Below are 19,731 nucleotides of genomic sequence, written 5' to 3'. Positions count from 1 at the left end.
TTTTTATGGCAGGCCCGATTGTCGCCATGAAGCAATCCGGCCAGCAGGAGGCATGTGGCAGATGGGATTTCCCGGAACTTGGATGACGCAGAGCGAAAGCGTGGTGTACCGTGTGGTACCCAAATGCGCCTGTTCGACCATCGGTCAGATCATGTTCTATTCCGATCACGGCACGTTCTTTGACGGTGACATCCACGATGCGGAAACGGGCATGCACAAATGGGCGCTGGAGGAGTCGCAGGGGCCGATCAGCGATAATGTCACCGGGCAGCGCAGCTTTGCTTTCACCTGCGTACGTAACCCCTATACCCGCATCCTCAGCTCGTTCTTCGACAAGATCTGCGGCATCCAGCGCAACGGGCGGCGCTACCGTGGGAATCTGGTTCCGCAGCTGATGCAGAAATACGGCATCGAGGTCGGGGGCGAGGACGGAAAGCAGGATTTCGACCAGATCGCCAGCTTCCGGCGGTTCCTGCTGTTCGCTCGGGACACGATCCGTTGGCGGCGTCCGATGGACCCGGATATCCATTGGTCGGCCATGTCGGGCCATGTCAGCACCTTTATCGTCAATGGCGGCCGATACGACAGGATCATCTGGACCGAGGATTTCAACGGCGGCATGCAGCAGGTGCTCGACGCGATCGAGACACCGCATCCTGTCGATCTGGCCGCAATCCCGCGGTTCAACGAATCAGAGGGTCACGGGCCGAAGCGCACGCATCCCGTCGAAGATTATTTCGACGATCTGTCGATGCATCTCGTGCGCGAGATCTACAAACGCGACTTCGAACTGTTCCGTTATGATTTCGACAATCCAGGCAACAAGAAGCCGATCGGGGAGATCGACCTCGATGAGGTCCATGCCAAGCTTGGCGATTGAGCGGGCGGACTAGCCTTCCTCGGCCTTGATCACCTTGATGATCCGCTGCGCCATCGCGGCGCTGCCCTTGGGCGAAGGGTGGATCCGATCGGGTGCGTGGAAGGACCTGTCGCCGTAGGGAACCAGATCCTGTAGTGACAGATAAGTCACACCGGCATCGCGCTTGGCCATCTCGGCAACCCGGCGCTCCATTTCATTGCCAAGATCGCGGCAATGTTCGATCGGCGAGCCAAAACCGGGGCTGCGCAGGTAGCCGACGTAGATCACGCGCGCACGATTGGCGCGCAGCTTCTGCACAAGCGAGGGGATCTGGCCGCGTTCACCGTCCGGCGAGATCAGCTTGGCCATCGTTCGGGTGCAGGCAAAGCAGCCGCAACCGATCCAAAGGTCATTCCCGCCGCCATTAAGCACCACCCATTCCCAATCGCCCGCGACATATTGCTTGGGAATGCTCATGCCCAGGGCGCCGGAGATCGGCAGGGCAAAATCCATCTGCGCGCCCATGACCGAACGATCGAGCACCGGCACGCGGAGGGCTTTCTCAATATGCTGGGATACCGATTTGTCGCGCCCGAGATTGGCTGCGAAATGCGAATCCCCCATGGTCATGATCTTGGCACCCTTCGCTTGCCGCGGACTCTCGCCACAGCCTGCGAGCAGCAGGGCAAGGACGAAGGTCGCGGACAAGAGGCGCAGGATTTTCGGCATGTTATACCTTTTGAAGCTGTCATATTGCGATGGTGGATGCTGATCGCCGGATGTGCCGCGCCAGTGAAGCAGCGCTATCGGTATCATTTCCTTGCGCCGGTAAATCCGCAAATCGCGGCATTTTTATGTAGGGTCAACGTATTTCCGACATTTACGAGCCGACAGCCTGCGACAGGAGCTCTTTGAGAACGGCGCGGCAATAACGGCGCCGCTTGCACAAGCGGCGGGCCCAGCCTACATCCTTATCATGAGTCAGGTAAAATCCGCATCCAAATCGGACCCGAACTACAAGGTCATCGCAGAGAACCGGCGTGCGCGGTTCGATTATGCGATCGAGGACGATCTCGAGTGCGGGATCATCCTAGAGGGTTCCGAGGTCAAATCCCTGCGCCAGGGCGGCGCCAATATCGCCGAAAGCTATGCGGCGGTAGAGGATGGGGAATTGTGGCTCGTGAACAGCTATGTCGCGCCTTACAAACAGGCCAAGACCTTCGGTCATGAAGAGCGTCGCCGTCGCAAGCTACTGGTATCGCGCAAACAATTGGCGGACCTTTGGAACGCGACGCAGCGAAAGGGCATGACCCTCGTGCCGTTGGTGATGTATTTCAATCATCGCGGCATGGCCAAGATCAAGATCGGCATTGCCAAGGGCAAGAAGCATCATGACAAGCGCGAAACGTCGGCCAAGCGGGACTGGTCCCGTCAGAAAGCCCGGCTGCTGAAGGAAAACCGCTAGTCCGCAGCAGGCCGGAACCGCGCTTTATACAATGCTCTTCGCGGTAAGTCCCGGCAGGCCGGACTTGTCAGCTTGATCCTGCAGGGTTAGGCAAGGGCGAAGCTTTTCTCAGAGGGTGCTTGCATGGCTGACGATCCAAAAACGCTGGTCTCGACCGACTGGCTTGCACAACATCTCAAGGATCCGGACCTGCGCCTGCTGGACGCGTCCTGGTATCTGCCCGATGCGGGGCGCGACGCGCGGGCGGAATATGACGAGGCGCATATCGCCGGCGCGCGGTTTTTCGACATCGAGGAAATCTCTGACGCGCGCTCGGACCTGCCGCATATGGCGCCGCCGGTAGAGAAATTCATGTCGCGGCTGCGCGCGATGGGGGTTGGTGACGGGCATCAGGTGGTAGTCTATGACGGCGACGGATTGCTGTCGGCCGCGCGGGTCTGGTGGCTGTTCCGGCTGATGGGGCAGGAGAACGTCGCGGTGCTCGACGGCGGTTTCCCGAAATGGCAGGCGGAGGGGCGTCCGACCGAGGACATGCCGCCGATGCCGCGCGACCGGCATATGACCGTCCGTTTCCAGAACCAGCTGGTGCGCGACGTGACCCAGGTGGCCCATGCCTCCAAGCTCGGCGATCCCCAGATCGTCGATGCCCGCTCGCCCGCCCGGTTCCGCGGCGACGCGCCGGAGCCACGCGAGGGGTTGCGGGCCGGCCATATCCCGGGCGCGCGCAACGTGCCCTACGCGACGCTGCTGAACGAAGACAAGACGATGAAAACCCCTGAGGAGACCCGGGCGGTTTTCGAAGCCGCGGGGATCGATCTGGAACGGCCGGTGATTACCTCCTGCGGCTCCGGTGTCACCGCGGCAATCCTGGCGCTGGCGCTCGAGCGGTTGGGCCATACGCAATGGTCGCTTTATGACGGATCCTGGGCGGAATGGGGAATGTTCCCCACCGTGCCCGTCGCCACCGGAGAAGCCTGATGTTCGAAACCCTGAAACCCCAGCCCGTCGACAAGATCCTCGCCCTGATGCAGATGTATCGCGACGATCCGCGGCCCGTGAAGGTCGATCTCGGTGTCGGTGTCTACAAGGACGCATCCGGCCTAACCCCGGTAATGCGGGCGGTGAAGGCCGCGGAGCACTGGATCTGGGAAAACCAGGACACCAAGGTCTATACCGGGCTCACCGGTCATCCGGCTTTTGCCGATGCGATGATCGATTTGGTGCTCGCAGATGCCGTGGCACGTGACAAGATCGCCGCCGCGGCGACCCCGGGCGGGACCGGGGCCGTACGCCAAGCGTTCGAGTTGATCCGCATGGCCAATCCGGAGGCGCGGGTCTTTGTCTCCGATCCGACCTGGCCGAACCATCTTTCGATCCTTGATTATGTCAGGATCGAAGCGGTGTCCTATCGGTATTTCGATGAAGCGAGCCGGGGTGTCGATCTCGACGGCATGCTCGAGGATCTGAAACAGGTGCAGAAGGGCGACGTGGTGCTGCTGCACGGGTGCTGTCACAATCCGACCGGTGCCAATCTCAATCCGGTGGAATGGGACGCGGTGATCGAGGTTCTGCTCGCGACCGGCGCTATTCCGATGATCGACATCGCCTATCAGGGCTTCGGCGAGGGGCTGGAGCAGGATGCTGCCGCCACCCGCAAGGTTGCAGCAGCGGTGCCGGAATGTCTGATCGTGGCCAGTTGCTCGAAAAATTTCGGCATCTATCGTGAGCGGACCGGATTGCTGATGGTGATTTCCGCCGATGCTTCGGCGCAGACCCTGAATCAGGGGACGCTGGCCTTCCTGAACCGGCAGAACTTCAGCTTTCCACCGGACCATGGCGCGCGGATTGTCTCGACGATCCTGACCGACCCGGCGCTGCGCCAGGATTGGCAGGAGGAGCTCGAAGCGGTGCGGAACACGATGCTCGGTCTGCGTCGCCAGTTGGCGGATGAGCTTCAGCGGCTCTCGGGCTCCGATCGCTTCGCCTTCCTGGCCCAGCATCGCGGCATGTTCTCGCGGCTCGGCACCTCGCCGGACAAGGTCGAGGCGCTGCGCGTCGAACACGGGATCTACATGGTCGGAGACAGCCGGATGAATATCGCCGGGTTGAACGACGAGACCGTGCCGGTGCTGGCGAAAGCGATCATCGACGTCGAGGTCTGATCGCGGATCGAGTGCCATTCAAATTACAATAGCCCGCACCGTTCCCCGGTGCGGGCTTTCTCTTTGACGCGGCAGCTCAGCCCCTTGCGAACTCGGGATAGGCCTCCATACCCAACTCGGACATGTCGAGCCCCGTGATCTCGTTCTCGTCGCTGACCCGAATGCCGATCGTCGCGGCTAGCAGACGCCAGACCAGCAGCGACACCACGAAAACGAAGAGCCCGATCATCGCGAAGCCATAGATCTGGGTGATGAAACGCGCATCGGCGGTATAGACCGGCACGACGAGGGTTCCCCAGAATCCGGCCAGCAGATGCACCGGAATGGCGCCGACGACATCGTCGATCTTGAGGCGATCGAGGAGGGGCACCGCGAAGATCACGATGGCCCCGCCGACAGCGCCGATCCAGAGCGCACCGAAGAGTGTCGGGTCGAGCGGCCCGGCGGTGATAGACACCAGCCCGGCCAGCGCGCCATTGAGCGCCATAGTGAGATCGACCTTGCGGTAGATCGCCTGTGTCAGCCCGAGCGCCGCCAGCGCCCCGGCCGCAGCCGCCATGTTGGTATTGGCGAAGATTTGCGCCACTGCATCGACATCGCTGATCGTGCCCATTGCCAGCTGCGACGCGCCGTTGAAGCCGAACCAGCCGAGCCAGAGGATGAAGGTGCCGAGGGTTGCCAGCGCGAGATTGGACCCGGGCATCGGCACTACGCGGCCCTCGCGGGTATATTTGCCGAGCCGCGGTCCGAGCACGATGGCCCCGGCCAGAGCCGCGAAGCCGCCTGCGGCATGGACCAGTGTCGAACCGGCGAAATCCGAGAAACCGGCCTTGCTGAGGAAGCCCCCGCCCCATTGCCAGCTTGCCCCGACCGGATAGATGAAGCCGGTCAGCACCGCAACGAAGGCAAGAAACGGCCAGAGTCTGATCCGCTCGGCCAGGGTGCCGGAAACGATCGAGGCGGTCGTAGCGCAGAACATCAGTTGGAAAAAGAAATCCGAAGCGTTCGAATATCCGCCCGCGTCCACGGAGGTCTTGATATCCTTGAGGCCGGTCGTGCCGAGAATATTCGCGATGATCCAGCTCTCGCCGGGATACATGAAGTTATAGCCGATCAACCAATACATGATCGCCGCGAGCGCAAAGAGCGCGACATTCTTGGTGAGCTGCGTGGTGACATTCTTGGCGCGCACCAGCCCGGCCTCCAGCATGGCAAAGCCTGCGGCCATCCAGAACACCAGGAAGCCACCGATCAGGAACAATAGTGAATTGAAGATGAACGTGGTGTCGGCCTGCGTCGCAAACTCGGCATCCTGGGCCCATGCGAATTGGGGCAGGAACGCCGCAAGAATGGGGGGTAACAGAAATTTCGCTGGTCTCATTGTCTCTTTCCTTTGAGGTGCGCCCTACCGATGTCGGTTTGCGCGAAGCTGGCGGAACGGTGCACCGGCAGGACCTTCGATGAGGCAAGCGGGGGATTGCCGCGTCGCGGGATTGGGGCGGAGAGCCCTTTTGTCTGGCGGCAGGCCGGTGCATGTTGCACCCGCAGCAAATCCGACTTTCCCGCGCTCGCGAAGACCATGGCAGTGAATCTCGGAACTGTCGCCGGAGGAACTGCACAAAATCTGCGCAGTCAGCCGGAAATGCGAAAACTTTGAGCTATCTTCGCATCGCCAAGGGGACTTGCGGTGCCCGGCAATCTCGGGCAGGCGGGGTAAGATGAACAAGAATAAAGCCGGGCAGGCCAGATCATGAGCGATTCATCCAAGCGCAAACGTCCCTTGGTGGCGGACAAACGTTACGGCGGCAAGCGCAAGGCGTTGGCCCAGAAAGCGACCGCCAAGAAGACCGCAACAAAGCGGACCGCCAACAAAGCCGCGCCGACGCGACGGCGCGGCGCCAATCGGCGGCAGAGGCGTGGCGGGCCGATCGGGATGCTGAGCGCGCTGGTCGCCTGGTTCCTGCGGTTGATCTGGAAAATAACCTGGCGCGTCGGCGCGGTGGTGGCGATCGTGCTCGGGATCAGCGTGGGCTATATCTATACCACGCTGCCACCGCTTGAGGCGTTGCTCGACGGACGGGCGCGCGGATCGGTGACGATGCTGGACCGCGAAGGCGACGTCTTTGCCTGGCGCGGCGATCAGTTTGGCGGGGTCGTGACAGCCCAGAGCGTCTCCCCGCATCTGAAGAATGCGGTCGTCGCCACCGAAGACAAGCGGTTCTACAAGCATTTCGGTGTCAGCCCGCGCGGTATCGCTTCGGCGATCAAGATCAACCTTTCCGAAGGCCGCGGTGCGCTCCAGGGTCATGGCGGTTCGACCATCACGCAGCAGGTGGCCAAGCTGCTTTGCCTTGGCGAGCCCTATGATGCTTCCTCCGGTATGACCGAGCGCGAGTACGAGGCCGAGTGTCGCCGCTCCTCGCTGCAGCGCAAGGGCAAGGAAGCGCTTTTCGCCATGGCGATGGAGGCCAAGTATTCCAAGGACGACATCCTGTCGATCTATCTTAATCGCGCCTATATGGGCGGCGGGGCCTTCGGCGCGGAGGCCGCGGCGCAGCGGTTCTTCGGCAAGCCTGCCGCCGCGGTGAACCCCGCCGAGGGCGCGATGCTCGCCGGTCTGCTGACCGCGCCTACCACCCTGTCGCCGACCAACAATCTCGACCGTTCGCAGAACCGCGCCGCGACGGTAATCGGATTGATGCGCGATCAGGGCTATCTGACCCGCGCCCAGGCCGAGGACGCCCTGGCCAATCCAGCGGCGCTTTCCGAAGCGGCGGAGGCCGAGGCGGGGGGCTATTTCGCCGATTGGGTAATGTCCTCGGGGCCGGAATTTTTCACCCGGAACACGACAGAGGATGTGATCATCAAGACCACGTTCGACCAGAACATCCAGCGCGCCGCCGAAGCAGGGCTGAAGTGGGTATTCGAGAACAAGGTGCGGGATGGCTCCAAGGCGCAGGCGGCAATCGTGGTGATGTCCGCCGACGGGGCCGTGCGCGCCATGGTCGGCGGTCGCAAGACCAAGGTCGCCGGGGCGTTCAACCGCGCGACCCAGGCGCTGCGCCAGACCGGCTCGGCGTTCAAACCTTTTGTCTATGCCGCTGCGCTCGATCTGGGATATTCGCCCGATGACCTGATCGAGGATGCGCCCTATTGCATCGACATCGCGGGGTCCGGGCGCTGGTGTCCGAAGAATTACACAAGAGGCTTCAAGGGTATGGTCACACTGACCGACGCCCTGAAGAATTCGCTGAACATCCCCGCGGTGAAGGTCTCCGAGAGTGTCGGGCGCGAGCTCGTCAGCCAGGTAGCAACGCAATTCGGCATCAAGAGCGATCTGGCCGCCGGTCCGGCACTGGCGCTCGGGGCTTCCGAAAGCACGTTGCTGGAGATGACCGGCGCCTATGCGGGGATCCTCAACGGCGGCTCATCGGTTACGCCCTATGGGCTGATAGATCTGCGCCTTCTGGGCGAGCAGGAGCCGCTGATGGGTACGGGCGGCGGGATCGGTGAGCGGGTGATTCAGGAAGAAGCGGCGCGACAGCTCGTCTACATGATGGAAAAGGTCGTTTCCGAAGGCACCGGTAGCCGCGCGAAGTTCGACGGACGGCAATTGGCGGGCAAGACCGGCACGACCTCCGCAGCCAAGGACGCGTGGTTCATCGGCTTCTCGGCGGATTACGTGGCCGGTGTCTGGATGGGCTATGATGACAACACGCCGCTCAAGGGCGTGACCGGCGGCGGCCTGCCTGCCGAAATCTGGCGCGAGGCGATGAGCAGGATTCACGAGAATGTGCCGCCGAAGGATCTGCCGATGGCCCGCCCCGCGCCGCCGAGCGGCATGGCCGGAACCGAGCAGCCTCAGGCGCCGACACCGGCGCCGCAGCCGAGCAACAGCGGGCGCGGCCGGAGCGATTCGATCATCGATCAGGTGTTGCGGGATATTTTCGGAGGCGGGGGCGGCTCCGGCAGCGGGGGACCTGCGCCGCAGGCCGGGAACCGCTGAGGGGAAAGGTTGAGGTCGGGCTCTCAGCCCGCCTTGACCAGATCAGCGGTCATCTTGTCGATATTGCCGCCGTGCCGGTCGAGCATCGCCCCGATCTCGGCCCGTTCCGTCAGCAGCAGGTTCACGCCCTCGATGAACATATTGAAGAACTGACCTTGCCCGGATTTGTCGGAGACCAGAAAGATCACCTCGATCGGGCTTTCGCCCTTGAGATGGGCGGTCGTGGTGATCTCATACCCGGGCTTGATCCGCCGCGCGCCTTCGATCTCGATCCGTCCGCCGATGAACTGGCGGAAACGGCCGCCGTATTTGCGCGAGATATAGCGCGAAAAGGCCGCGTTGAAGGCGCGTTTCTGCGCCGCGCTGGCGCTCCGCCCATCGACCCCGAGAGCATATTGCCCCATGATTTCCACATCGGCATAGCGGATGAACAGGCTTTCGAATCTCTCGATCATCGCCGCTTCGCTGCCACCCGCGGCGATCACCCTGTCGATATCCGCAACGAGCCGCGCGATGAAGCCGGTGGCTTCGGTCTCGGTGATCGCCATGGCCGGGCGCGCGCAGAACCCCCAGGCGAGCGCGCCGGTAATCAGTGAACGGCGATAGGAATCATTCAGCATAGGGATCGTCATAGGTCATCACCCGGTCTTCGCCGCGCTGTAATTCGTGGCGGCGTTTTTGCAGATAGATCAGTCTCGCCTGGGCGTAGCTGTCGGCGCTGTTGTTCAGCACCTGGCGGATGGCCGGGCCGCGGCGACTGTTCTTCAGCGCCTTGTCGGTGAGGCCGGTGACAGTGCCGACATATTTTTCCGGCGAATCGAGCCGGTAGGACAGCGGGTTGGTGAACAGGTCCACCACCCGTCCGGCCGTGTCACGCTGGGTCGAGGGACCGAAGAAGGGCAGCTCGAGATAGGCGCCTTCGCCGACGCCCCAGACATGGAGGGTCTCGCCGAAATCGGTCTCGTATTCCGGCACGCCGAATTCGCTGGCAACATCGGCGATGCCGCCGATGCCGACAACCGTATTGACCGCGAAACGATAGGTGGCGAGGCCGGTGCCGCGCAGATTCCCCTGCAGCAGGGCGTTCACCGCGGCCTGCGGCAATGAGAGGTTTTCCGCCACATTGTGAATCACATGCTGGAATTCCTCGGGGACCGCCCGCGCCAGACCGCCGCCTTTTCCTTTTCCGGCCAGCGACTTGTTAAATGCGTGAACCTTGCGATTCTGTGCCTCGAACGGATCATGGACCCCCGGTTGTGTACTGGGGTTCGGCGCGCTACTACACGCCGCGATGCTCAGGGCTGCGACAGCGCAGAGGATACCACGGGCGATGGCCGCGGATGGCTTTCGAACAAACAATGGATAATCCTTGTCGAGGCACTTATGGATGGTACGAGTTTTAGGAATTTAGCAATTGGTTAAGCAACAGGTGTTTGCCTGATTGTGGCACTTGGGTGACACCGGAGCCCGTCTGGGGCTGAAATACAAGCGGAAAGATGCTGATGCGCGATGCTTTTGTGAAACGTGGGCTTGAGGAGCTGCGCGCCGTCCGGCGGCGTAGCCGTTCGCTCTATTGGACAGTGGGTCTGTTCAGCCTGTTTGCCAACCTGTTGATGCTGACCGGGCCGATGTACATGCTGCAGGTCTATGACCGGGTGCTCGGTTCGGGCTCGCAGGAGACCCTGATCGCCCTGTCGATCCTGGTGGTATTTCTCTATGGCGTGATGGGCGTGCTCGATTACACCCGCGGGCGGATCATGGCGCGCGTCGGGGCGCGCTTCCAATCCGATCTCGAGCGCCGCGTCTTCGATGCGGTGATCCGCAAATCCTCCGTGGCGCCGGACGCCAAGACCGCCGCCGGTCTGGCAGATCTCGAATCGGTACAGCGGCTGATCACGTCGCCGGTTCTGATGGCCGCCTTCGACATTCCCTGGACGCCGATCTTTTTCGCGGCGATCTTCATTTTCCATCCGCTGCTCGGCTGGACCGCGGTGCTCGGCGCAGCGGTGCTGGTGATAATCACCATTGCCAACCAGCGCCTGTCCCGCGACAGCCAGGCCCGAGCCGGTGTGGCCGGACGCGCTGCCGGAGCGATGTCGGACCAGCTGCGCACCGAGGCGGAGCTGGTGCAGGCGATGGGCATGGGCAAGGCGGCATTCGACCGCTGGCAAGTGTCGCGCAGCGAGGCGCTCGAGAAACAGGTCCACGCGACTGATATTGGTGGCAGCTTTGCATCGATGACCAAGACGCTGCGGCTGTTCCTGCAATCGGCAATGCTCGGCCTGGGCGCCTGGCTGGTGCTGCAGGACGAGATGACCGCCGGTGCGATGATCGCGGGTTCGATCCTGCTCGGCCGGGCGCTGGCGCCAGTGGAGATGGCCCTCAACCAATGGGCCGTGGTGCAGCGCGGGGTCGCGGGCTGGAACAACCTTGCGGAATTGCTCGGCATGGTGCCCGAGGAGCCTCGGCGCACGGAACTGCCGAAACCCGCCGCCCGACTGGTTGCCAAGAACCTTACCGTCGTGCCGCCGGGAGAGAAGCAGGCCTCGCTGAAATCAGTGAATTTCGAAATCAAGCCCGGCGAGGCGGTCGGGGTGATCGGTCCTTCGGGCGCGGGCAAAACCACGCTGGCGCGGACCCTGACCGGGGTCTGGCCCCCGGCGGGAGGCTATGTCCGGCTCGATGGCGCGGCGCTCGACCATTACGGGCCGGAAACCCTGGGTCAGCATATCGGCTATCTGCCGCAGCGAGTGCAGCTTTTCGATGGCACCATTGCGGAGAATATCGCGCGGCTCTCCACCCGTCCTGACGATGCCAAGGTCGTGGCCGCGGCGAAGATGGCAGCGGCGCACAGGATGATCCTCGAACTGCCGGATGGCTATGACACGCAGATTCGCGCCGGTCAGGTCCGACTCTCGGGCGGGCAGATCCAGCGGATCGGGCTGGCGCGAGCGCTATATGACGATCCGGTGATTGTGGTGCTCGACGAGCCCAACGCGAATCTCGACAACACCGGTTCGCAGGCCCTGAACCACGCGATCCGCGAGATGAAGTCGCGCGGCCGCTCGGTGCTCATCATGGCGCACAGGCCCTCGGCGATCCAGGAGTGCGACACGTTGCTGGTGCTCGATTCCGGTATGCGCATGGCGTTCGGGCCCAAGGACGAGGTCCTGGCCGGAACGGTGAAAAATCATAGGGAAATCCGGCAGACCCCTGCCGATTCAGGCGGTGTTTCATGAATATGAAGAAATCCAACGACAAGCGCTGGAGCGCATGGAAGCCGGTCGTGTTCGGCTTTGTCGGTCTGCTGGTGCTGGTCGGGGGCTTCGGCACCTGGGCGGTGGCCACGAATATCGCCGGGGCGGTCGTCGCCTCGGGACGTTTCGAGGTCGAGCGTAACCGTCAGGTGATCCAGCACGAGACCGGCGGCACGGTCGATGAGATTCTCGTCAAGGAGGGCGATACCGTCGAAGCGGGCGACAGCCTGATCCGGCTCGATGCGCAGCAGCTCAAGTCGCAGCTCACGATTATCGAGGGGCAGCTTTACGAGCTGATGGCGCGGCGCGCGCGGCTCGAGGCGGAACGCGATGAGAGCGGGACTATCGAGTTCGACGAGGAGCTGATCGAGGCGGGAAGGCAGAACCCTACGCTCGAGGAATTGATGGACGGCCAGACCAACCTTTTCGAGGCGCGTCAGGCGACCGTGGACCGCAATATCGAGCAGCTGGGCAAGCGCCGGGGTCAGATCGTCAACCAGATCGAGGGGGTGACTGCGCAGGAAACTGCGTTGGGGCGGCAGCTAGAGCTGATCGAGCAGGAGCTCGGCAGCCAGCAATCCCTTCTGGACCGCGGCTTGGCACAGGCCACGACCGTGCTGAACCTGCAACGCGAACAGGCGCGGTTGAGCGGGCAAATCGGCGAGCTGGCCGCGTCGAAGGCGCAGGCCGAGGGGCGGGTAACCGAGACGGATATCGAGATCCTGAAGCTTGCCACGGCACGGCGCGAGGAAGCGATCACGGAGCTGCGCGACCTGCGCTACCGGGAGCTTGAACTGGTCGAACAGCGCAATGCGCTGCGGGTGGAGATCGACAGGCTCGACATTCGCGCCCCGGTCTCCGGCATTGTCTATTCGCTGAAGGTACAGACGCCGCGCTCCGTGGTGCGGGCGGCAGAACCGCTGATGTTCCTGGTGCCGCAGGATCGGCCACTGGTGATCGCGGCACGGGTGCAGCCGATCCATATCGACCAGATCGTGGTCGGCCAGCAGGTCAATCTCAGGCTATCTGCGCTCGACAGTCGCACGACGCCGGAGCTCGTCGGCGAGGTCTTGCAGATCTCCGCGGATGCGCTGGAGGACGAGGCGAGCGGTCAGACCTATTACCGGGCCGAGATCATGCTCAAGCCCGGCGAGGTGCAGAAGCTGGCGACCGGAACGGTGCTGCTGCCGGGGATGCCGGTCGAGGCGTTCATCCGTACCGGTGACCGCAGTCCGATGGCCTATCTGCTCAAGCCGATGACGGATTATTTTGTCCGGGCGTTCCGGGAAAGTTGATCAGGCCCCTTTCGGTCTGACAGCTTCCCCGCTAGCGTCCGGGCAGGAACAACCTGCCGAAGGATAATCACAATGAGCATCTCCGCACGTCTTGAAGAACTGGGCGTAAGCCTGCCCGATGCGCCGGCCCCGGCGGCCAATTACGTGCCCTTCGTGAAAGTCGGCAATCTGGTCCATGTCTCGGGCCAGATCTCCAGCAATTCGGAGGGTCTGATCACGGGCAAGGTCGGGTCCGATCTGGACGTGACGGCGGGCGCCGCCGCCGCGCGGCAATGTGCGATCAGCCTCCTGGCGCAGGTCGCGGCGGCCTGCGGCGGGGATATCGACAAGCTCGTGCGGGTGGTGAAGCTGACCGGATTTGTCAATTCCGGACCTGATTTCACCGATCAGCCGAAGGTGATCAACGGCGCGTCGGACTTTCTCGTCGAGGCGCTGGGCGATGCCGGACGCCATGCCCGGTCAGCCGTTTCGGCAGCGGCATTGCCGCTGGGCGTCGCGGTGGAGATCGAAGGTATCTTTGAAGTCGAATGAAGGTCCCGGCAAGCTTTCGCAAGCTGCCCTTCGCGCATCGCGGTCTACATGACGTAACGGATGGTCGGCCGGAGAACAGCCGCGCGGCCATCCGCGCGGCGATCGCGGCGGGCTATGGTATCGAGATCGACCTCCAGCTCAGCGCCGACGGGGCGGCGATGGTGTTTCACGACTACGGGCTTGAACGCCTGACCGGGGTCTCCGGCTCGGTGCGGCTGCGCTCGCGGGCTGACCTCGCTGCTATCCCGCTCAGGGGCGGTGCCGAGACCATTCCTGACCTTGCGGAAGCGCTCGAGCTGATCGCAGGACAGGTGCCGCTGCTTATCGAGCTCAAGGACCAGGACGGCGGCATGGGGCCCGATACGGGCGCGCTCGAACAGGCTACCGCGGAGGCGCTGTCGGAGTATCGGGGCGATGTCGCGATGATGTCGTTCAATCCGCACAGCGTGGCGAAAATGGCCGCGCTGCGGCCCGATCTGCCCCGCGGATTGGTCACCAGCGCCTATCGGCGCGAGGATTGGCCGCTGCCGCAAGCGACCCGCGACCGGCTGCGCGAGGTGCCGGATTATGATCGCGTCGATGCCTGTTTCATCAGCCATGAGGCGGATGACCTGTCACGCTCCCGGGTTCGCGAACTGAAGGAGCAGGGCGCTTTCGTCTGCTGCTGGACCATTCGCTCGGCGGAAGAGGAGCGCAAGGCGCGGCAAATTGCCGACAACGTCACCTTCGAGGGCTATCTTCCCGCCCTCGATGCTTGATCGGCGCTGCATGGGCCACAGATAATGCAGGGAACAGGCAGGACGGAAGATGAGCGCGCAGCAGATCGAAATCAGGGTCGCCTCGCGGCTGGCAGAGATTGGCCAGGCCGATTGGGATGCCTGCGCCTGTCCCGAAGCGGTCGATGGCGGGCGTCCGCGCGATCCTTTCACGACCTACCGATTTCTCAGCGCTCTGGAGGAATCGGGTTCCGTCGGCCCCGGGACCGGCTGGCAACCGCAATATCTCAGCGCCGCGATCGATGGCCGGGTCATCGCCGTGGCACCGCTCTATGCCAAATCGCATTCGCAGGGCGAGTATATCTTCGATCACAGCTGGGCCCACGCCTATGAAAGGGCAGGGGGCCGCTATTATCCGAAACTGCAGATCGCGGTGCCCCATACCCCGGCAACCGGGCGGCGCCTGCTTGCCCGGCCGGGGTTCGGGCAAAGCGGCGTGGCCGCGCTGCTTCAGGGTGCGGTGCAGCTGACCGAGAACAACGACCTGTCATCGCTTCATGTCACCTTCTGCACCGAAGCAGAGGCCGAGCAGGGCGCGCAGATGGGATTGCTGCGCCGCAAGAGCCAGCAATTTCATTGGCGCAATGCAGATTACGCGGATTTCGACGATTTTCTGAACAGCCTGAGTTCGCGCAAACGCAAGAACATCCGGAAGGAACGGGCACAGGCCAACTCCTTTGGCGGGAGCATCCACAGTTTCACCGGCGATCAGATCGAACCGGAACATTGGGATGCCTTCTGGACCTTCTATCAGGACACCGGCGCCCGTAAATGGGGCTCGCCCTATCTGACCCGGCAGTTTTTTGATATCGCCCAGGAAAACATGCGCGATGACATCATTCTGGTGCTGGCCGAGCGTGAGGGCCGTTGGATCGCCGGGGCGCTCAACTTCATCGGTGCCCAGGCGCTCTACGGGCGTTATTGGGGCTGTGTCGAGCATCATCCCTTCCTGCATTTCGAATTATGCTATTATCGCGCCATCGACCTCGCCATCGCCCGCGGGCTTGCCAGCGTGGAGGCCGGAGCACAGGGCGAGCACAAGCTGGCGCGCGGCTACCTGCCGACACCAACCTGGTCGCTGCATTTCATGCGCGACGCGGGTTTTGCCAGGGCGGTGGACGAATATCTTCGGGCCGAACGCGCCGCTGTCGATGAGGAAATCAACGTGCTGACGGAGTACGGCCCCTTCAAACGGATCAATATCGAGGAACAGCAATGATGGAACGATTGAGCGATGAAACCCGCAAGACAGTACTCAAGCCGCTGTTTGACACGGGTTGGGAAATGGTCGAAGGACGCGATGCGATCCGCAAGACCTTCAAGTTTCATGATTTCGCCGATGCTTTCGGCTGGATGACACGGGTTGCGATCTGGGCCGAGAAATGGGGGCATCATCCCGAATGGGACAATGTCTATAACAAGGTCACCGTGACGCTGATCACTCATGATGTGGACGGGCTAAGTTCGCTCGATGCGAAGCTGGCACGCAAGATGGACGGGTTGTTGAGCGAGAAGACCGACTGACTGACGGAGTAACGATGCAAGATCTGTTGAATACCGAGCTCTGGCAGGGCAATACCCTCGCCGATCTGCTAACCCTTGAATTCCTCGCCTCTGCCTTCGGGTCGCTGCTTGGCGCCATCGCGATCCTGCTGCTTGGCTGGATCATTTCAAGCTGGCTGCAGACGCGGGTGCAGAACCTTGGCCGACGCAACCGGCATCTCGACGAGATGCTGTTCGATTTCCTCGCCTCGATCGTCCGCTATGTGGTGATCGGTTTCACCGTTCTCCTCGTGCTCAACACTTTCGGGGTCAAGACCACCTCGGTCGTGGCGATCATCGGTGCGGCCGGTCTGGCGATCGGTCTGGCGCTTCAGGGGACGCTGTCGAACGTGGCCGCCGGGGTGATGCTGATCTTCTTCCGTCCGATCAAGATCGGCGACTTCGTCGAGGTCGCGGGGCAGATGGGCACGGTGAAGCAGATTAATCTCAATTTCACCGAACTGGCCGATCTCAGCAACGTGCAGGTGATCGTGCCCAATTCGGAAGTCTGGGGCAATGTCATCACTAATTATTCGGTCAATCCGACAAGACGCGCCGAATGGACCTTCGGTGTCGGCTATGGGGCTAATCTCGAGTTGGCCGAAGAGATCATCCGCAACACGATCCTCGCCGACGAACGCGCCCATGCCGATCCGGAACCCTTCATACAAGTTACCAATCTCGGCGATTTCTCGGTCGATTTCCTGGTACGGGTCTGGTGCAACGCCGGGGATTACTTTGCCTTCAAGGCCGACATGACCCGAAAGGTCAAAGAGGCGCTGGATGACGGCGATATCGAGATCCCGTTCCCGACGCGCACGATCCTGAACGCGGCGGAGTAGCGGACCTATTCAAACGTCCAGATTGCAAAGGGGCGATATGCCGCGCCCCCAGTCATAGCAAGGCGCCAGATTACGCCCTGCCGTTCGCTTACATGCTCGCGAGCAGGCTTTCACCGCCCGATACCTCGCATACGCCGGCGCTGGTTTCAGGTTGGAACAACGTGACCTTGCCGTCCTCGACCAGCATCGCATAGCGCTTGGATCGCGCGACCAATCCCGCCGGAGGGGCGTCGAATTCCATGCCGATCGCCTTGGTGAACGCCGACGTCGCATCGGCGAGCATGGTGATCCCGGCGGCACTGGCGCCAGTGGCATCGCCCCAGGCCTTCATCACGAAGGGATCGTTACAGGATATGCAGATGATCTCGTCGACGCCTTTGGCTGCAAACTCGTCCTTGGTGCGCAGGAAGCTCGGTACATGGGCGGAATGGCAGGTCGGCGTGAAGGCGCCGGGCACCGCGAAGATCACCACCTTGCGGCCCTTGAGCCGATCGTTCAACTGAACGGGTTCCGGCCCCTCGGCGCCGATCTGCACCAGCGTCGCGTCGGGCAGGCTGTCTCCCTTGGATATCGTCATCGGCTGGACCTTTCATGTGATTGCTATTCTCGCAGCCCCCGATATAGGCTCCGCAACGGAACGGGGCCAGAAATTTCGGGAGGGCGGCGATGCGGCATGTGGTGGTGATCGGAGCTGGGCAGGCGGGGTCGTCCTGCGTGGCGAAGCTGCGTAACGGCGGATTCGAGGGCAAGGTCACGTTGATCGGCGCCGAGCCGGTGCCGCCCTATCAGCGTCCGCCGCTGTCCAAAGCCTATCTGCTTGGAGATATGCCGCTGGAACGGCTGTTCCTGCGGCCCGAAAGCTTTTATGCCGAACAGGAGATCGAGCTGCGGATGGGATGCCATGTCCAGAGCATCGACACGGTCGCCAAATGGATCATACTCGACAAGGACGAGCTGGCCTATGACGATCTGGTGCTGACCACCGGCTCGGTACCGCGCCGCCTCCCCGCCAAGATGGGCGGGGCGCTGGAGGGCGTATATGTGGTGCGTGATCTGGCCGATGTGGATGCAATGGCGCCGCGCTTTAGAGAAGGCGCACGGGTGCTGATCGTCGGTGGGGGCTATATCGGGCTCGAAGCGGCCTCGGTCGCGGCCAAGCTCGGGCTGAAGGTGACATTGGTGGAGATGGCCGAGCGCATCCTGCAGCGGGTGGCGGCGCCGGAGACCAGCAATTTCTTCCGCAATCTGCATGAGGGTCATGGCGTTGACATTCGCGAGGGCGTGGGGCTGGAGCGGCTGGTCGGGGAGGGTGCCGTCAGCGGTGCGCTACTCTCGGACGGCAGCGAGATCGCGGCGGAATTCGTCATCGTCGGTGTCGGAATTTCGCCCGGTGTAGCGCTCGCCGACGCTGCCGGGATCGCCATCGAGAACGGCATCAAGGTAGATGCACTGGGGCGGACGTCGGCGGATCATGTCTGGGCTGCAGGGGATTGCACCTCCTTTCCCTATCGAGATAGCCGGATCCGGCTCGAAAGCGTGCCCAATGCCATCGATCAGGCCGAATGCGTGGCCGAGAACATTATGGGCGCGGAGAAGGAATATGTTGCCAAGCCGTGGTTCTGGTCCGACCAATATGACGTCAAACTGCAGATCGCCGGTCTCAACCTCGGCTATGACCGGGTGATCACGCGGCAGGGCGAAGGGGAAAGCGTTGCCTTCTGGTATTACCGGGGCGATGAATTGCTGGCGGTGGACGCGATGAACGATCCGCGGGGGTTCATGATCGGCAAGCGATTGATCGAGGCGGGCAAATCCCCCGATCCGGCGTTGATCGAAGATCCGGCAAGTGACCTCAAGGCGCTGCTGAAAGCGTGAGGATCATCGCGGGCAAATATCGCGGCACCGCGCTGGCGCATCTTGGCAAGGGCGATGCGCGCGCGCAGCTGCGCCCGACATCCGACCGGGTGCGCGAGAGCCTGTTTTCCATGTTGACCCATCACGATGTGATACATGGCGCGCGGGTGCTCGATCTCTTTGCCGGCACCGGGGCGCTCGGCCTTGAGGCTTTGTCACGCGGGGCGCGCGAGGTCTGTTTTGTCGAGAACGGGCGCGTTGGGCAGAAACTGATCGGCGAAAATATTGCCAAGCTGCGGGTCGAGGAAGAGACCCGTCTGATGCGCAACGATGCAACGCGGCTCGGCGCCTGGCCGATGGCCGCATTCGACCTGGTGTTTCTCGACCCGCCCTATGGGCGCTCCCTCGGACAGACGGCCCTCACAGCGGCGCGGCGCGGCGGCTGGCTCGCCCCCCGAGCGATGATCGTCTGGGAGGAAGACAGCGCGATGGACGCGCCGGAGGGATTCGAGCGGATCGATCAGCGCAGATACGGGGACACTCACATGACGCTGCTCAGTCATCTTCCCGAAGGCGGCTGATGAAGTTTTTCTAAGGGAGACGGTGTCTGTTGGCGGGAATCTTCCGAACCCGCGACTGGATTATGGTGCCCCGCGACCGAAGGTCTTAAAGGCAGCCTATGCCGAGCCGCCGTAACCCAATCTGTTCCCGCACCGATGCGAAAGCCGAAAGTGGCTGCGGACGCGTGCTTGGGCGGAACTTGCTGGCCTCGCTGCATCTCGCAATTTTTGTCTTTTTCGCAAGCTTTGCCCCCGGCGTCATGCCGATGGCTCATGGCGGAACGATCACCGTCGAGCTCTGTACCGGCGAAGGCATGGTCGAAGTCACGCTTGATGCACAGGGCAATCCGGTCGAGCATGGATTACCGGCCTGCGGATGGGCGGTGCATCATCTCGTGGCACCGCTTGGCGCACCGACGTTCAGTGCCGCAGTGCTCGCCCTCCTGCCGGATATGCAGCCGGCTCCATCGCCGAGATTGAGCGTTATGCGCCGGATGCAGGTCCAGAACCTGTCGCGCGGCCCGCCTCGCTTCCTCTGACACGACAAATCCCTATCAAATCCACTCCTGTCAGAGGAATATC

Annotated in this window: 20 protein-coding genes; 15 read left to right on the top strand and 5 right to left on the bottom strand. The window is 62.5% G+C overall.

Annotated elements, in window-relative coordinates:
- Nucleotides 1–61: 61 nt before the first annotated feature.
- Nucleotides 62–880, top strand: coding sequence for a sulfotransferase family protein (locus tag ACFSUD_RS15720; RefSeq protein WP_386375457.1), 819 nt, complete (start codon nt 62–64; stop codon nt 878–880).
- A 9-nt stretch (nt 881–889) separates the two neighbouring features.
- Here the strand turns inward: ACFSUD_RS15720 and ACFSUD_RS15715 are convergent, their stop codons facing one another.
- Nucleotides 890–1,675, bottom strand: a complete 786-nt coding sequence (locus ACFSUD_RS15715; RefSeq protein WP_386375456.1) for an SGNH/GDSL hydrolase family protein — start codon at nt 1,673–1,675, stop codon at nt 890–892.
- Nucleotides 1,676–1,835: 160 nt separating this feature from the next.
- On the opposite strand from ACFSUD_RS15715, the gene smpB reads away from it, so the two are divergent.
- The 3 genes from smpB to ACFSUD_RS15700 all read left to right on the top strand — a co-directional run bounded on the left by smpB (nt 1,836) and on the right by ACFSUD_RS15700 (nt 4,486).
- A complete protein-coding gene (gene smpB, locus ACFSUD_RS15710; RefSeq protein WP_386375455.1) occupies nt 1,836–2,324 on the top strand; it encodes an SsrA-binding protein SmpB in 489 nt (162 codons plus the stop codon).
- Between the two features lie 123 nt (nt 2,325–2,447).
- A complete protein-coding gene (sseA, locus tag ACFSUD_RS15705) occupies nt 2,448–3,302 on the top strand; it encodes a 3-mercaptopyruvate sulfurtransferase (RefSeq protein WP_386375454.1) in 855 nt (284 codons plus the stop codon).
- Nucleotides 3,302–4,486 (top strand): amino acid aminotransferase, encoded by a 1,185-nt coding sequence (locus ACFSUD_RS15700; RefSeq protein WP_386375453.1) that lies wholly within the window; start codon nt 3,302–3,304, stop codon nt 4,484–4,486. Before sseA ends, ACFSUD_RS15700 begins: the two co-directional genes overlap by 1 nt.
- Before the next feature lie 76 nt (nt 4,487–4,562).
- Here the strand turns inward: ACFSUD_RS15700 and amt are convergent, their stop codons facing one another.
- Nucleotides 4,563–5,867 carry an ammonium transporter gene (amt, locus tag ACFSUD_RS15695; RefSeq protein ID WP_386375452.1) on the bottom strand — a complete coding sequence of 435 codons (1,305 nt, stop codon included), beginning with the start codon at nt 5,865–5,867 and terminating at the stop codon, nt 4,563–4,565.
- Between the two features lie 369 nt (nt 5,868–6,236).
- On the opposite strand from amt, the gene ACFSUD_RS15690 reads away from it, so the two are divergent.
- Nucleotides 6,237–8,492 (top strand): transglycosylase domain-containing protein, encoded by a 2,256-nt coding sequence (locus ACFSUD_RS15690; protein WP_386375451.1) that lies wholly within the window; start codon nt 6,237–6,239, stop codon nt 8,490–8,492.
- A 23-nt stretch (nt 8,493–8,515) separates the two neighbouring features.
- On the opposite strand, the gene ACFSUD_RS15685 is transcribed toward ACFSUD_RS15690, so the two are convergent.
- Nucleotides 8,516–9,124: an MlaC/ttg2D family ABC transporter substrate-binding protein gene (locus ACFSUD_RS15685; RefSeq protein WP_386375450.1), complete on the bottom strand. Its 609-nt coding sequence runs from the start codon at nt 9,122–9,124 to the stop codon at nt 8,516–8,518.
- Nucleotides 9,102–9,851, bottom strand: coding sequence for an MlaA family lipoprotein (locus tag ACFSUD_RS15680; protein WP_386375449.1), 750 nt, complete (start codon nt 9,849–9,851; stop codon nt 9,102–9,104). The genes ACFSUD_RS15685 and ACFSUD_RS15680 overlap by 23 nt, the downstream gene beginning before the upstream one ends.
- Before the next feature lie 143 nt (nt 9,852–9,994).
- On the opposite strand from ACFSUD_RS15680, the gene ACFSUD_RS15675 reads away from it, so the two are divergent.
- The 7 genes from ACFSUD_RS15675 (at nt 9,995) to ACFSUD_RS15645 (ending at nt 16,735) form a co-directional block, all read left to right on the top strand.
- Complete coding sequence (locus tag ACFSUD_RS15675; protein WP_386375448.1) at nt 9,995–11,731, top strand: type I secretion system permease/ATPase; 1,737 nt, start codon at nt 9,995–9,997, stop codon at nt 11,729–11,731.
- A 2-nt stretch (nt 11,732–11,733) separates the two neighbouring features.
- Nucleotides 11,734–13,044: an HlyD family type I secretion periplasmic adaptor subunit gene (locus ACFSUD_RS15670; RefSeq protein ID WP_386375498.1), complete on the top strand. Its 1,311-nt coding sequence runs from the start codon at nt 11,734–11,736 to the stop codon at nt 13,042–13,044.
- Nucleotides 13,045–13,116: 72 nt separating this feature from the next.
- Nucleotides 13,117–13,575: a RidA family protein gene (locus ACFSUD_RS15665; protein WP_386375447.1), complete on the top strand. Its 459-nt coding sequence runs from the start codon at nt 13,117–13,119 to the stop codon at nt 13,573–13,575.
- On the top strand, nt 13,572–14,333 hold the full coding sequence (locus ACFSUD_RS15660; protein WP_386375446.1) for a glycerophosphodiester phosphodiesterase family protein: 762 nt from the start codon (nt 13,572–13,574) through the stop codon (nt 14,331–14,333). The genes ACFSUD_RS15665 and ACFSUD_RS15660 overlap by 4 nt, the downstream gene beginning before the upstream one ends.
- A gap of 49 nt (nt 14,334–14,382) precedes the next feature.
- Nucleotides 14,383–15,570 carry a GNAT family N-acetyltransferase gene (locus ACFSUD_RS15655; protein WP_386375445.1) on the top strand — a complete coding sequence of 396 codons (1,188 nt, stop codon included), beginning with the start codon at nt 14,383–14,385 and terminating at the stop codon, nt 15,568–15,570.
- Nucleotides 15,567–15,875: a 4a-hydroxytetrahydrobiopterin dehydratase gene (locus ACFSUD_RS15650; RefSeq protein ID WP_386375444.1), complete on the top strand. Its 309-nt coding sequence runs from the start codon at nt 15,567–15,569 to the stop codon at nt 15,873–15,875. Before ACFSUD_RS15655 ends, ACFSUD_RS15650 begins: the two co-directional genes overlap by 4 nt.
- Nucleotides 15,876–15,889: 14 nt before the next feature.
- Nucleotides 15,890–16,735: a mechanosensitive ion channel family protein gene (locus ACFSUD_RS15645; protein ID WP_386375443.1), complete on the top strand. Its 846-nt coding sequence runs from the start codon at nt 15,890–15,892 to the stop codon at nt 16,733–16,735.
- A gap of 88 nt (nt 16,736–16,823) precedes the next feature.
- On the opposite strand, the gene ACFSUD_RS15640 is transcribed toward ACFSUD_RS15645, so the two are convergent.
- On the bottom strand, nt 16,824–17,312 hold the full coding sequence (locus ACFSUD_RS15640) for a peroxiredoxin (RefSeq protein ID WP_386375442.1): 489 nt from the start codon (nt 17,310–17,312) through the stop codon (nt 16,824–16,826).
- Between the two features lie 89 nt (nt 17,313–17,401).
- Here ACFSUD_RS15640 and ACFSUD_RS15635 point away from each other — a divergent pair, with 89 nt between their 5' ends.
- From ACFSUD_RS15635 to ACFSUD_RS15625, 3 genes are all read left to right on the top strand, one after another.
- Nucleotides 17,402–18,610, top strand: a complete 1,209-nt coding sequence (locus ACFSUD_RS15635) for an NAD(P)/FAD-dependent oxidoreductase (RefSeq protein WP_386375441.1) — start codon at nt 17,402–17,404, stop codon at nt 18,608–18,610.
- Nucleotides 18,607–19,170, top strand: a complete 564-nt coding sequence (gene rsmD / locus ACFSUD_RS15630) for a 16S rRNA (guanine(966)-N(2))-methyltransferase RsmD (RefSeq protein ID WP_386375440.1) — start codon at nt 18,607–18,609, stop codon at nt 19,168–19,170. The genes ACFSUD_RS15635 and rsmD overlap by 4 nt, the downstream gene beginning before the upstream one ends.
- A gap of 179 nt (nt 19,171–19,349) precedes the next feature.
- The gene (locus tag ACFSUD_RS15625) at nt 19,350–19,688 is read left to right on the top strand and encodes a hypothetical protein (protein WP_386375439.1); all 339 of its coding nucleotides are present in this window, start codon (nt 19,350–19,352) and stop codon (nt 19,686–19,688) included.
- Nucleotides 19,689–19,731: the final 43 nt, after the last annotated feature.

The sequence above is a fragment of the Sulfitobacter aestuarii genome, assembly GCF_042685005.1.
Taxonomy (GTDB): domain Bacteria; phylum Pseudomonadota; class Alphaproteobacteria; order Rhodobacterales; family Rhodobacteraceae; genus Sulfitobacter; species Sulfitobacter aestuarii.
The sequence above is the reverse complement of the archived record's forward strand: the minus strand, read 5'-3'. Positions and strand labels throughout refer to the sequence as shown.